Source organism: Streptomyces hazeniae (assembly GCF_031845485.1).
Lineage (GTDB): Bacteria > Actinomycetota > Actinomycetes > Streptomycetales > Streptomycetaceae > Streptomyces > Streptomyces hazeniae.
Map to the genome: position 1 here is coordinate 140,307 of NZ_JAVREQ010000004.1, position 13,317 is coordinate 153,623.

At 72.2% G+C, this 13,317-nt stretch carries 9 protein-coding genes and 1 tRNA gene; 6 read left to right on the forward strand and 4 right to left on the reverse strand.

What is annotated here, in order from left to right:
* Positions 1 to 83 precede the first annotated feature (83 nt).
* Together RM572_RS07010 and RM572_RS07015 are read left to right on the forward strand one after the other, a co-directional pair.
* Positions 84 to 911: a glycosyltransferase family 2 protein gene (locus RM572_RS07010; protein ID WP_311672405.1), complete on the forward strand. Its 828-nt coding sequence runs from the start codon at positions 84 to 86 to the stop codon at positions 909 to 911.
* 7 nt (positions 912 to 918) lie between these two features.
* Positions 919 to 2,298, forward strand: coding sequence for a GH39 family glycosyl hydrolase (locus RM572_RS07015; RefSeq protein ID WP_311672406.1), 1,380 nt, complete (start codon positions 919 to 921; stop codon positions 2,296 to 2,298).
* Between the two features lie 36 nt (positions 2,299 to 2,334).
* Here RM572_RS07015 and RM572_RS07020 read toward each other — a convergent pair whose 3' ends face one another.
* The 3 genes from RM572_RS07020 to RM572_RS07030 all read right to left on the reverse strand — a co-directional run bounded on the left by RM572_RS07020 (position 2,335) and on the right by RM572_RS07030 (position 9,220).
* A complete protein-coding gene (locus tag RM572_RS07020) occupies positions 2,335 to 6,927 on the reverse strand; it encodes a polysaccharide deacetylase family protein (RefSeq protein ID WP_311672407.1) in 4,593 nt (1,530 codons plus the stop codon).
* A complete protein-coding gene (locus RM572_RS07025) occupies positions 6,924 to 7,919 on the reverse strand; it encodes a glycosyltransferase family 2 protein (RefSeq protein ID WP_311672408.1) in 996 nt (331 codons plus the stop codon). The genes RM572_RS07020 and RM572_RS07025 overlap by 4 nt, the downstream gene beginning before the upstream one ends.
* Before the next feature lie 173 nt (positions 7,920 to 8,092).
* Positions 8,093 to 9,220 carry a GNAT family N-acetyltransferase gene (locus RM572_RS07030; protein WP_311672409.1) on the reverse strand — a complete coding sequence of 376 codons (1,128 nt, stop codon included), beginning with the start codon at positions 9,218 to 9,220 and terminating at the stop codon, positions 8,093 to 8,095.
* 390 nt (positions 9,221 to 9,610) lie between these two features.
* Between RM572_RS07030 and RM572_RS07035 the strand changes: the two genes are divergently transcribed.
* Positions 9,611 to 10,129 carry a hypothetical protein gene (locus RM572_RS07035; protein WP_311672410.1) on the forward strand — a complete coding sequence of 173 codons (519 nt, stop codon included), beginning with the start codon at positions 9,611 to 9,613 and terminating at the stop codon, positions 10,127 to 10,129.
* A 72-nt stretch (positions 10,130 to 10,201) separates the two neighbouring features.
* Here RM572_RS07035 and RM572_RS07040 read toward each other — a convergent pair.
* Positions 10,202 to 10,278 (reverse strand) — tRNA-Thr (locus tag RM572_RS07040).
* A gap of 190 nt (positions 10,279 to 10,468) precedes the next feature.
* Here RM572_RS07040 and RM572_RS07045 point away from each other — a divergent pair.
* The 3 genes from RM572_RS07045 to RM572_RS07055 all read left to right on the forward strand — a co-directional run bounded on the left by RM572_RS07045 (position 10,469) and on the right by RM572_RS07055 (position 13,183).
* Positions 10,469 to 11,587, forward strand: a complete 1,119-nt coding sequence (locus tag RM572_RS07045) for an ABC transporter ATP-binding protein (protein ID WP_311672411.1) — start codon at positions 10,469 to 10,471, stop codon at positions 11,585 to 11,587.
* Between the two features lie 158 nt (positions 11,588 to 11,745).
* The gene (locus RM572_RS07050) at positions 11,746 to 12,225 is read left to right on the forward strand and encodes a hypothetical protein (protein WP_311672412.1); all 480 of its coding nucleotides are present in this window, start codon (positions 11,746 to 11,748) and stop codon (positions 12,223 to 12,225) included.
* A 205-nt stretch (positions 12,226 to 12,430) separates the two neighbouring features.
* Positions 12,431 to 13,183 carry a nucleotidyltransferase family protein gene (locus RM572_RS07055; protein WP_311672413.1) on the forward strand — a complete coding sequence of 251 codons (753 nt, stop codon included), beginning with the start codon at positions 12,431 to 12,433 and terminating at the stop codon, positions 13,181 to 13,183.
* Positions 13,184 to 13,317 lie beyond the last annotated feature (134 nt).

Genomic DNA, 13,317 nt, shown 5'->3' on the forward strand with positions numbered 1-13,317 from the left:
TCGAAGGGCTTGACTTGAATGTCTGATTTACCCTAGAAAGTACATATACGGTGTAAACATACACGATCTGGGACGGGAACACCATGAACGCCACCCCGCACACGACGGCCGGAACACCGCCGGCGCACGCGGCGCCGCCCGCGCACCCCGCACGTCGCGCCACCGACAACACCCCGCACCCGATGCGGCGGGCGGAGGACGTCCCTCCCGCCCGGCCGACCGTCAGCGTGGTCGTTCCTGCCCGCAACGAGGCACGCAACATCCCGTGGGTCTTCGAGCAGATCCCCGACTGCGTCGACGAGGTCATCCTGGTCGACGGCGACTCCAGCGACGCCACCGTGCTCATGGCGACACAGTGCCTCCCCGCGGTCCGCTTCATCCCCCAGTGCGGGCCCGGCAAGGGCAACGCGCTGCGGACCGGCTTCCTCGCGGCCACCGGCGACCACGTCGTGATGATCGACGCCGACGGCAGCATGTCCCCCGCCGAGATACCCCACTTCCTGCACTTCCTCGAGAACGGCTACGACTTCGTCAAGGGATCCCGCTTCATGGCGGGAGGCGGCTCCCTCGACATCACCCGCTTCCGCCGGCTCGGCAACCAGGTGCTCCTCGGGGCCGTCAACCATCTCTACGGCACCAAGCTGACCGACCTCTGCTACGGGTTCTGCGCCTTCCGCCGCAGCTTCCTCGAACAACTGGACCTGCACGCGGCGGGGTTCGAGATCGAAGCCGAGATGATCGTGCACGCGCTGCGTTCCGGGCTGCGCATCGCCGAGGTGCCCAGCCTGGAACTGCCCCGCCGCAGCGGGCGGTCGAACCTGCACGCCGTCTCCGACGGACGCCGCGTGCTCCACACGCTGCTCGCGGAACGCCCCGGCGCCCGCCCCCGGACCGCCCCCGCCGACGACTGACACCGCGATGACCGACGCGCCCCGGGAGCCTCCCCGTCAGGCGGTGAGCGCCACCCTGCGACGGGCGGCGGCTCACCTCACCGGGGGCACGGCGGTCCTCACGGCGACGGCGACGGCCGTGCTCCTGGCGGGCTGCAGCACGCCGTCGGACTCCGGTTCGCGCGAGGCGGGCTGGGAGAGGGGCGGCGCTCCTCCCGCGACGGACACGGGCCTGGGGTGGGGCTTCACCCACACCCAGCGCAGCGCCGACGGCAACGACCCCGAGGAGCGGAAGGCGATCGTCGACGAGCTGTCCGTGCAGCCGCTCCCGCAGGTGCAGGCGATCATGGGCTGGGGCGCGGGCAACCCGGAACCGTCTCCGGGAGACTACGACTTCGAAAGCCTCGACAGCCGCATCTCCCTGATCCGCAGGACCGGCGGCACACCGGTCATCACCCTGTGCTGCGCACCGGACTGGATGAAGGGCGGCAAGGCGGGAAGGACCGACTGGTCGCGGATCGAGGAGGCGCCGTCCCCCGAGCACTACGACGACTTCGCCGCACTGTCCGCCAGGATCGCCGAACGGTACCCGGACGTCCGGCACTTCGTCGTCTGGAACGAGCTCAAGGGCTTCTGGAACCGGGACGAGGGCCGCTGGGACTACGAGGGCTACACGCGCCTGTACAACGCCGTCCACAAGGCCGTGAAGAAGGCCGACCGGCGGAACCTGGTGGGCGGCCCCTACCTGGGCATGGACAGCGTGCCGCCGGGGCAGTCGCACCACGCGTCCGCCGTGCGGGGCCCCTGGGGCTCGCTCGACCAGCGCGTGGTGGACGCGCTGGACTACTGGCTCGCCCACCGTACGGGCGCCGACTTCCTGGCCGTCGACGGCTCCAGCGCGGCCCGGGACGACTCGCTGAGCCCCGACCGATTCGCGGCCACCGAGAAGTTCTCCGACGTCGGCCGCTGGCTGCACGAGCGCAGCTCCCTGCCCCTGTGGTGGTCCGAGTGGTACGTCACGCCGTCGGACGCCGGCTGGCGGGAGGACGAGCACACCGCCGTCCAGGCCACCGCGATGATGGAGATCGCCCGGGGCGATCCCGCCGCCGCGTTCTACTGGAACCCCCAGCAGGCCGGAGGCCGCTGCACCGGCTGCCTGTGGCGGAACGGCCCGGCGCCCGGCGACGAGGTCGCCCGGCCGATGCTGGAGCTGCTGCGCGGCTTCGCCGCCGCGTTCCCGCCGGGTACCGAGTTCGCCACGCTCTGGGCCGACGACGCGCGGGTGCGGGTCCTCGGCGACGCCGACACCGTGCTCGCCGTCAACACCTCGGGCCGTGCCCTGCGGGCCGAGGTGGACGGGGAGCCCGTCGACTTCGGCCCGTACGAGGTGACCTGGCTGCAGCGGTGAGCGTCGGCCCGCCCTCGGCCCGCCCCGCGGACGGGGTCAACTCAGCGTGAGGAAGCGGTTGACGATCGCGACCACCAGGAGACCCACGAGCGGCAGCGCCGCCAGCAGGGACACCCGCATCGCACGCAGCCGTCGCCGGTCCGGCACCAGCACCCGTACGAACTCCCGGGTCGTCAGCAGGACCAGCAGCAGCGCGGCCACCACCCCGCCGAGGACCGACCAGGCCGTCCAGGTCACGTTCAGGCCGGTGTTGCCGACCTGCGGCTGCTCCGCCGGCTCGGTGTAGGGATCGGCCAGCCGGTACACGGACGCGTCCGGTCGGTCGAGGACCTCGGTGACGTCCGCGCGCCGGTCGAGCGCGGCGGTCGCCCGGTCGTACCAGTTCTCCGGGTAACCCGCCGTGAGCTCCAGGTACTTCGCAGAGCCGCGGGTGAGCACCAGGTAGGAGTTCGGCCCCGCGTCCTCCAGCCCCTGCACCAGCGGACCCGCCTTCTCCGGGACGCGCGGCGAGACGACCGGCTTGTAGACGGTCTTCTCCATGCCCCGGGTCACCCGCCAGGGGAGGTTGGGCGACAGGACGGAGGGCGGGTCGGTGTCGAGCCACAGCGCACGGGCGGTCGGGGAGTCGTGGCGGGTCAGGTGGTCCATCGCCGCCACCTCGCTGGGGCGGACCCGTTCGTAGGACTCGTTGCCCCAGCGGGCGACGAGGAAGCCGCCCATGAGGACCAGGCCGGCCATCAGCGCGGCGAGCGGACCCAGCCACGGCCGCCTGCGGTACGAGAGGCGCGGGAAGAACGCCAGACCCGCCAGGACGGCGGCGGCGGGCAGCATGAACATGAAGACGCGCAGGGCGATCTCGCCGCCGTAGGACTGCAGCCAGACGCCCATGAACGGCATCACGAAGAGGATGACGAGCGCCCGGTCGCTGATCCCGCGCCTGCGCCGGCGCAGCCAGCCGTACGCGGCCAGCGCCATCACGCTCGCGGCCAGGAGCACCCGGCAGTAGAGCACCATCGAGTGCAGGCTGCTGCCGCCTTCGATGCGGCCCGAGGTGCTGGAGGTGATGTTCCCGCCGAGCGAGCCGAAGCTGCTGAACAGCGGGTGCCCCGACCAGTACGGCTCGACGAAGAACCCGGTCCACGTGGCCACGATCACCAGGCACAGCAGCGGAAGCCCGCGGAGCCGCGAGCGCTTCCACAGCACCAGTCCGGTCACCGCGGCGAGCATGATGAACGGGGTGAGCGGGTGGCTGACCGTGGTGAAGGCGAACAGCCCGATGAGGAGCGCCAGCAGCAACGCCGCACGGGTGCCCCGGGCACGCCGCGGCCGCGCCTCGCCGGGGACCCGCGCGCCCGCCTTCCGGGCGTCCGGCGGCGAGGAGCGGAACCAGAGCAGCAGCACCGCCACGAACACCAGGTACGCGAGGAAGCCCACCGACTGCGGCGAGAAGTAGTCCTGCCCGACCCAGCCGCACAGCACGAACACCCAGGCCGCGCACCACTTGGCCCGCCAGGTCGCGCGCACGGCGCGGAGCAGCAGGAACACCGGGACGAGGTAGAGCAGGTTGATCGCGACCGGCCACCACTGCATCAGCGGGGTGAGGTCGGAGATGCCGCCTGCCCTGGTGAGCAGGGCGACGCCGACGAAGAAGCCGGGCCAGGTGAAGCGGCCGTCCATCTCGGGGGCCACGCTGCCGGTCCGCTCGATGTACTCCACGAACCCGGCGTGCTCCCAGGCGGTGGAGAAGCGGGGGAAGGATTCGATCACCGCCGGCACCGCGTGCAGCGACACCACCGTCGCGAGCAGCACGCCCAGGAGGAGACCGCGGTGCTGCGTGCGCAGCCACAGCCCCCAGCAGAAGGTGACCACCAGCAGGAACGCGCCGAGCAGTGTGGTGCGCGGCAGGACGGACACCAGGCCGAGGCCGTTCATCGCGTCCAGCGAGGCGTCGGTCATCCCGCGCAGCGGCAGCCAGTACAGGGCCAGCGCCGCACCCAGCAGCGCCCAGCCGACGGCCACCGGCCACGGCCACCGACGGCGGCGCACGCGACGGGTGGCGGCCCGTGGCGCGCCGGGGGGCGTGCCCGGCGGGCGCGCGGTCTCGGGCGGCGACACGGGTGCGGGCCGCGACACGGGGGCGGGCCGCGACACGGGCGCGACCGGCGACGCGGGAGCAGCGGCAGCCGCCGGGGCGTCCGGGGACCCGGCCGGCGGTGCTGCCGCCTTGGTCAGGGACACCCGCCCGGACCCGGGCCCCGCCGGAGGCACGGACGTCGGACGGGGGCGCAGCAGCCGTGCCAGGCCGACGCAGGCGACGGCGGCGACGAGGGTCTGGCTGGCCAGCTGCGCGTAGCCCGCTCCCGTGATGCCGAAGGGCCCCAGCAGGGCCACCGTCGAGCCGAGCAGCAGCACGCAGAGCGAGCCCTGCAGCAGCGCCACCCGCGAGGTCCGGTTCTGCACGCGGAGCACCGCGAAGTACACCTCGAACAGGACCCGGGTCAGGGTGGCCACCGCCATGAGCCGGAGCAGCATCGTGGCGTGGTCGGCGTACTCGGCGCCGAAGACCCGCAGGATCTGCGGCGCGAAGAGCACCGTGAGCACACTGATCGGCACCATGATCAGGGCCATCTTGCGGAGCGAGGCCCGGCAGAGCGCCGCGAGCCGGGACGGGGCGTGCGCCCCCTCCACGGTCAGGGAGGCGCCCATGTTGATCGCGAGGAGGTCGATCGAGGAGCCGATGACCGCGGCGAGGTAGAAGTAGGCGTTCAGTTCGGAGCTGATCTGCGTGGCCACGACGACGGGCAGCAGGTAGATCACGGCCAGGGAGAACAGGGACCCGGTGCAGTCGCCGGCCAGGAAGCGCCCGATCTGCCGGGGCGCGGGGAGCACGGCCTTCCTGGTGGCGCTGACGTGACGGGGTATGAGCCGCCGGAAGACCAGCCAGGTCAGCGGAACGACCGACAGGGCGATCGCGGCGGCCCAGGAGACGAAGACCCCGGCGATGGGGAACACCGAGGCGAGTGCCACGACGAGCACCATCTTCGCGACGAGGAAGACGGTGTTGCCGACGGGCACCCACACCGCACTGCGCAGCCCGGTCAGCACGCCGTCCTGGAGTGTCAGCAGTGCCCAGAGGATCACCGAGGCCAGGAAGGCGAGGGCGGGCAGCCCTCCATCCACCAGGCGATAGGTCGGCCCCCAGAGGCCGAGGGTGATGACGAAGATCGTGGCCGCGGCCGCGACGATCAGCGCGCTGACCAGATACGTACCGAGGACCAGCCTTGGGGTGCGGTGGCCCGCGACCGGGATGAAGCGCTGCAGTGCGCCGGGGAGGGTCAGCGCGGTGAGTCCGGCGAGGAACTTCATCGCCGCGATCAGCGCCGACCCCTGCCCCACCGCACTGTCCGAGTAGTAGCGGGCGGCGAGCACCCAGAAGGCGATCCCCAGCACCCCGGAGAGGGCGGTGTTGAGCATCAGCGCGTAGGCGTTGCGGAACAGCGGAGTGCCGGTGCCGCCGCCCGCCTTCCCGGACCTTCCGCCGGCGGGCGGCGGCGCGGGAGGTGGCGGGGGAGCCGACGGGGGCTCGGAGGGCCCGCCCGTCTCGGAGGGGGCGGCCGCCTCGGGAGGTACGGGAGGTTCGGGAGCTGGGGGCGGTTCGAGTGCTGCGGGAGCTGCGGGACCTGCGATCGGAGCCGGCATCGAGGCCGGGGCCGGGGCCGGGGCCGGGGCCGGATCCGGGGCCGGGGCCGGAGCGCGCGTCCGGGGGGCGCCGCCGACCGCCGGGGGTGCTGTGGCCCACCACGAGATCACGTTCCCCGGCCCGGGCTGGCACAGCCTGCGGGCTGCGCGCTGGGACACCCGGCCGATCGCGAAGCCGTGCGTCAGCAGCCTGTCGAGGACGAAGTTCGGGCCGACCAACCGGTCTTCGACGAGGGCCTCGAACTCCTCGATGCAGGTGGAGCGGCGCACCGTCAGGCGGCGCAGCGCGTACGGGCACTGGGTGGGCCGGGCCATCGCGTTCCCCACCGAGAGCCCGACGGCGTACCCGGCCTCCCCCACCGCACGCCGGACCCGGGCGCTGGAGTAGCCGTAGGGGTACGCGAAGGAGACGGGGCGGCGGCCCAGTCGCTCTTCGAGGAGATGCCGGCTGTGGAGCAGTTCGAACCACAACCGGTCGTCGGGAAGCTGGTCCAGCTGGGGGTGGCGGTGGGTGTGGGCGCCGATCTCCACGCCCGCGTCGGAGAGTTCGTGCACCTGCTGCCAGTCGAGCATGCCGCACGGTGCGCTGCCCGCGGCCTCACCCCCGCGCAGCCAGCCCGTGGTCACGAAGACCGTGGCGGGGAAGCCGTGCCGGCTCAGCACGGGGAGCGCGTGCCGGTGCACGCCCTCGTAGCCGTCGTCGAAGGTGATCAGTACCGGCCGGGCCGGCAGGGAGCCCGTGTCCCGCCACGCGGCCGACAGCTGCCGGGTGGTGAGAGGGGAGAACCCCTGGCCGGTCAGCAGCTCCATCTGCTCGGCGAAGGCCGCCGGAGACACCGACAGGCGGTAGGCGGACCGGTCCGGGCGGTCGGCTATCGCGTGGTACATCAGGATCGGCACGGCCGGGCGGGCCGTCGGAGTCGCGGTCATGGCGGCCCGCACCCCAGACCGGCCGGTACGGCGAACACGGTGTCGCTCCGGCGTGCCCGCAGGGCGCCGAGGACGTATCCGGCGGCGGCGGTGACGGCGCCGGCGACGATCGCCCCGGCGCGTCCCGCGGCGCCCCGGCGTCCGCGCAGCGCGTCCCGCACCCCCGCCAGCACCCCGGCGGGCAGTACGCGGGTGACGTAGCGGCGTTCCGTCTCCAGCCCCGCCGTCGCTCCCACGCTTCGGCTGACCAGCGCCTTCGACAGTCCCTCCGCGTGACAGCGGGAGGCGAAGTAGCGGAAGCGCTCCCGGTCGGCCGGGACCTTGTGATGGATCACGGCGCGGTCGTCGAGCAGGACCAGCGCGTCGGGGAGCGTGTGCTGCAGCCGGATGCACAGTTCGGTCTCCTCGCACCCCAGCGGCCGGCTGCCGTGGTCGCGTCCGATGCCGACGGCGAAGCCGCCGACCTGGTCGAAGACCGCCCGGCGGAAGGCGGCGTTGCCGCCGAGGACGTTGCGCACCGCGGCGCGGCCCTCGGGCTGCCCCCGGTAGGAGCCCCCCACCACCCAGTCGAACTCGTACGGGAACCAGGCGGGCCGCCGACCGGACGCCCAGGCGGGAACGGTCCGGCCGCCGACCGCCCGCACGCGGGGGTCGTCGAACGCGGCGGCGAAGTGCCGGAGCCAGTCGCGTTCGGCCACCGCGTCGTCGTCGAGAAAGGCGACGAGTGTGCCGGTGGCCGCCGCGAGCCCCGTGTTGCGGCCCGCGGACAGGCCCTGGGGCCCGGCGTTGGCGAGCACGGAGACCGTGCCGGCCGGCGCAGGAGCGTAGTGGGCGGCGAGCCGCCGGAGCAGTGCCGGATTGTGGTCGACGACGAGCAGCGTCTGATGGGCCGGAAGGGTCTGTGCGTGGACCGAGGCAACGGCGGCGAGGATGTCCGACCAGCGCTTCTCGGTGTAGACGCAGATGACCACGGAGATCGTCTCAGGACTCAAGGGGTCCTCCCTGAAACTGGGGCCGCAGCCGGGCTGCGCGCGGAGAACGTCGTACGTTTACAACGTATGCCCGGATTGCGCGGAATGTCCAGAGCGACCGGAAAGGCACCCTCAGCGGTCGGCGGCGGCCGATGGCGACGGAACCTGCAAGGACGGGCGACGGGGCGGAAGGATCACGCGTCGCTGCCGGAGCGCAGCCGCCCCAGCCGCCTGAGCAGCCTGTCCGCGGGGCGGCGCAGCTCGGGACGGCCGAGCACGGTCCGCCGCAGCGCGCGCAGGGGACCGCGCCGCGCCTGGTGGGCGAACGCCACGGGGTGCGGCCGCCGCACCCAGCCCTCGCCGACCCGCAGCTCACGGGTCTTGAGCGCGTCCTTGTACCACATCTCGCCCCGGCCCAGGTCGAGATACGCCTGCCCGGAGGCCGCCGCGTGTTCCGCCATCTTCAGGTGCAGCAGCATGCCCGGCGAGAGGTTCGAGTAGTCCGTGTCGTACGCCGGGAACCAGCAGCTGATCACCTGCTGCGACCGCAGCCCGAAGTGCGCGGCGATCGGCCGCTCGCCCGCGTACAGCACGGACAGCAGCCCTGCGCACTCCGGCTCGTGCGCGCCGAAGAGCTGCTCCACGAGCCCCAGCAGCTCCGGCTGCGCGAAGCGGTCACCGCGGCCGGTCCTGCGGTACTGCGCCGACTTCCACCGCATCAGCGTGCGGAGCAGGTCCGGGTCGCGCTCGTCGTGCACGTAGCGCAGCTCCCCCACCTCGCGCTCCAGCTTGCGCTCACGCCGGCGCAGATCGCGTACGAGCTTCGGCGAACGGCTCCGCAGCCCTTCGAGATACCGCTCGTAACCGTCCCCGACGTCGATCACGGGCGACGCGTACCACCGGGTGGCCGCCGCCCCGAACGGCCGCTGCTCCTCGGCGAGATGGTCGAACTCCCAGATGGCCAGCCCGCAGGCGCGCAGCAGTTCGTGCGGGTCGGCCCGGAAGTCCCCGTCGTGCACCATGCCCTGGCAGTCGGACACCCCGAGACCGACGGCCGTCCCCACGCCCAGCGGGCTGCGGTGGAACGGGAAGAACGCGGCGGCCGTACCGCCGTCCGCCGCACCGGCCCCCTCACGCCGGTCACGCACCACGGCCACCTGCACGCCGCCGAAGCAGTCGCCCGCCGCGGCCGTGAAACCGTAGGAGAGGAAGGGGTTCGCGAGCGCGTCGTTGCCCGACTCCCAGGCCCGCGCCTGCAACCCGGCCCAGGCCGCCCGGTCCGCCGCGCTCAGCTCGCCGGGGGCGTGCACGGTGACATCCACGTGGTCCCCACCTTCCCGCGGTGCGGCCTGCAGGGGGATCGACCGTGGGGGTGACCCCTTTTGTCACCGTAATGCCGAATCCCCCGCCCCGCAGACCGAAGCAGGCCCCGGAACGCCTGCACTGCTCCTGCGGCACTGCGGATCCACGGCGTCTCCGCGCGCCCGTGCCGGACTCAGGGCGTCCATTCCGGAGGCGATCGCCGCTGATACCCCCTCCGGATTCCCTCCCCCGCCCTCGGCAGCGACTACTTCCGACAACCGCGTCCTCACGACCCGATTCCCCCACCGCCCTCCTCAGACTCCGCACCCATCGGTCCCTCGCTTCCTTCTCGCTCGCAGCATTTCTCCCAATCCGTCACTTCTCCACACGCCGCCCAGTAGGGTGATCATGTGACCGCAGTCATTGCCGCGATGATCACCGCAGTGGTCGGAGTCCTCGGCACACTCCTGGCACCGCTCGTCCACCAGCGCGTCGCCACAAGCCAGCGCACCGAGGATCGGCACGAGGCAGACAGGCTCCGGGAGTTCGAGGACCGCCGAACGGCATACACGGCGCTGAATCGCGCATCCCAGCAGTTCAGTGCGCTCCTCAAGGACGCGTTGTACCGACTTCGCGACGGCGTCTACACCGACGTCGAACGGGAGGCTGTCGAGGCCGCGCGCATCGACTATCGCGACCACTACGCCGCAGCACAGATGATCGTCCCGAATCACATCCTGGATTTTTCTCGAGCCCACAACCGCGTACTCGCCGACGTCGAAGGTGCAGTCAAGCGCCTCGACCGCGGCACCGCTCGGGACGGCGAGGATGCCGAGTCCGTTCTCCGGCTGCTCACCGCCCGAGGCGATGCCCGGCTCGGCGCCATGCGCCACGCGATGCGCGTCGACCTCGGCATCGAGGATCGATGAACCGGGGACGGTCAAGGTTGCTGTACACACGCGAAAGGCCCGTTCCGGATGACCGGAGCGGGCCTCGTGAGCTGGAGCCGCCTGTCGGATTCGAACCGACGACCTTCTGTTTACAAGACAGATGCTCTAACCAGCTGAGCTAAGGCGGCGTGCCGGGTGGCGTCCGGGTGCAGTGTACCTGCCCGCATCGGGGTGACGACGTGGAGTTTCGACCAGCCGGGACTACTGACAAGCAGGTGGGCGACGGGTTAACGTCTCGGAAACCTCCCTGCCGGGAGGACAATCCCCCTTTACTACGGATCGTCCGGCACGTACCTGCCGGTGAAGGAGTACACAGGCATGGCCACGGTCACCTATGACAGCGCCACCCGGATCTACCCCGGTGGCGACAAGCCCGCCGTCGACAAGCTCGACATCGACATCGAGGACGGCGAGTTCCTCGTCCTCGTCGGCCCCTCCGGCTGCGGCAAGTCCACCTCGCTCCGGATGCTCGCCGGGCTCGAGGACGTCAACGAGGGCGCCATCCGCATCGGTGACCGTGACGTCACCCACCTGCCGCCGAAGGACCGGGACATCGCGATGGTGTTCCAGAACTACGCGCTCTACCCGCACATGACCGTCGCCGACAACATGGGCTTCGCCCTGAAGATCGCCGGCGTGCCGAAGTCGGAGATCCGGCAGAAGGTCGAGGACGCGGCGAAGATCCTGGACCTCACGGAGTACCTGGGCCGCAAGCCGAAGGCGCTCTCCGGCGGTCAGCGGCAGCGTGTCGCGATGGGGCGCGCCATCGTGCGTGAGCCGCAGGTGTTCCTCATGGACGAGCCGCTGTCGAACCTCGACGCCAAGCTCCGCGTCCAGACCCGTACGCAGATCGCCAGCCTGCAGCGTCGCCTGGGCATCACCACCGTGTACGTCACCCACGACCAGGTCGAGGCCATGACGATGGGCGACCGGGTGGCCGTGCTGAAGGACGGTCTGCTGCAGCAGGTCGACTCGCCGCGCCACATGTACGACAAGCCGGCCAACCTGTTCGTCGCGGGCTTCATCGGCTCGCCGGCGATGAACCTGGTCGAGGTGCCGATCACCGACGGCGGTGTGAAGTTCGGCAACAGCGTGGTGTCCGTGGAGCGCGAGGCCCTGTCCTCGGCCACCGCCAAGGGCGACACCACGGTGACGGTCGGCTGCCGCCCCGAGCACTTCGACCTGGTGAACGGCGACGGCGGCGGCCTGAAGAAGGACGAGCACGCCGGCCTGGCCGTGTCCGTGGACGTCGTCGAGGAACTCGGCGCGGACGGCTACGTGTACGGCAACGCCGAGATCGGCGGCGTGGAGAAGGAGCTGGTGATCCGCGTCTCCGGCCGTGAGGTCCCGGAGAAGGGCTCCACCATCCACGTCGTGCCGCGCGCGGGCGAGACCCACGTGTTCTCGACCTCGACCGGCGAGCGCCTCAGCGACTGACGGCGCCGAGGGCGCGGGACGGCGACACGCCGTACGCACCCTGTCGGACGACGGGCCGTGCCTCCGGAACTCCCGGGGGCACGGCCCTTTTTCACCGGTTTCGGGCGGTGCGCGTCAACACGATGACACGACTTCGAAGTTTTTCTTCCCTCGACAGAGTGACGGAATGTCGCTTCATCATCACTCCTCGCTACGATCGCCCCGTGACACACCACGCAGCGAACAAAGCAGCCCGCAGGATCGGCCGCTCCCTCGCACTCGTGCTGCCCGTCGTCCTGGTCATGTCCGGGACGCTCGCGGTGGCCCGCGTGCCCTGGGCGGCCGGCCCCTCCGAATCCCAGCTCCTCACGGCCTCGGCGGAGAAGTCGTCGACCCGCCAGGGTGCTCCGGCGGCGCCGGAGGACGTGCTTCAGGAGCGCCTGATCACCGAACTCCAGGCCAAGGACCCGGGAGTCGCGCTCACCAGCCTCCAGCGGGAGATGCAGCGCCGCCCGTCCCTCGCCGAGCACTGCACCTCCATCGCGAAGGCGCTCGGCCGGGCCGCGGTGAAGAAGTACGGCGCCGTGCACCGTGCGCAGGGCTTCTCCCGCCCGGTCTGCGACACCTCGTTCGCGACCGGCGTCGCGCAGATGCGCTAGCGCGACCACGCGGAAGCGCCCGAAGGCGCTCCGGCGCGGCTGCGCGGTGGCTTGCGGAGGGTGCGCGTCCGAGGACGTGCGCCCTCCGCAAGCGCGTGCGCGCCCGCGCACCCGGCGCCGCCCCCACCCGCGGCGGGTGACGGCCGGCCCCTGCGTCCGGCCCGGCGCCTCCGCGTCCCGCCCGGCCCGCCCATAGGGTGCCGTCATGACCAGTGACCGGACCGACGAGACCGACGTCCCGCACGCCTCGCACCGCCCCAGCCAGGCGGTCGTCCTGGCCGGCGGCCAGGGCACGCGGCTGCGCCCGTACACGGACGACCGCCCGAAACCGATGGTGGAGATCCCCGGCACGGGCACGCCGATCATCGGACACCAGCTGGCCTGGCTCGCCGCCGAGGGCGTGACGGACGCCGTGGTCTCCTGCGGCCACCTCGCCGAGGTGCTGGAGGGCTGGCTGGAGGCGACCGAACTCCCGCTGCGGGTCAGCGTGGTGGTGGAGCACGAGCCGCTCGGCCGCGGCGGCGGCCTGCGCTACGCGGCCGCCTCCCTCCCCCGCCCCGACGAGCCCTGGTATGCCACCAACGGCGACATCTGGACCCGTTTCTCGCTGCGCGAGATGGCCGACTTCCACGCCGAACGGGACGCCACGGCCACGCTCGCGCTGGCCCGGCCGCGCATCCCCTGGGGCGCCGTGGAGACCAACGAGTTCGGGCAGGTGCTGGACTTCATCGAGGCCCCGCCGTCGCCGTACCTGATCAACGCCGGCGTGTACGTGTTCTCCGCCGCGTTCACCGCCATGCTGCCCACGCGGGGCGACCACGAGCGGGCCACCTTCCCCCGCCTCGCCCGGGAACGTGCCCTGGCCGGCTACCCGCTGCCGCACGGCGCCTACTGGCGGGCCATCGACACGGCGAAGGACCTCACCGAAGCGGCACGGGAACTCGCCGGGGAGGCATGAGAACGCCCCGGCCGGACAGCCGTCGGGTAGCGGCCGAGACGCCCACGGGCACGGCGCGCCCCGGACGCTCTCCGTATGCGATCCGTACGGCGTCCGGCGATGCTTGGCCGTGGACGACGGCAGAGGAGTGTGGA

What these genes read in the sequence shown, in the direction of transcription:
- RM572_RS07055 (WP_311672413.1), top strand. Translation starts at nt 12,431, where the DNA reads ATGACCAGTGACCGGACCGACGAGACCGACGTCCCGCACGCCTCGCAC.
- RM572_RS07010 (WP_311672405.1), top strand. Translation starts at nt 84, where the DNA reads ATGAACGCCACCCCGCACACGACGGCCGGAACACCGCCGGCGCACGCG.
- RM572_RS07020 (WP_311672407.1), bottom strand. Translation starts at nt 6,927, where the DNA reads ATGACCGCGACTCCGACGGCCCGCCCGGCCGTGCCGATCCTGATGTAC.
- RM572_RS07045 (WP_311672411.1), top strand. Translation starts at nt 10,469, where the DNA reads ATGGCCACGGTCACCTATGACAGCGCCACCCGGATCTACCCCGGTGGC.
- RM572_RS07015 (WP_311672406.1), top strand. Translation starts at nt 919, where the DNA reads ATGACCGACGCGCCCCGGGAGCCTCCCCGTCAGGCGGTGAGCGCCACC.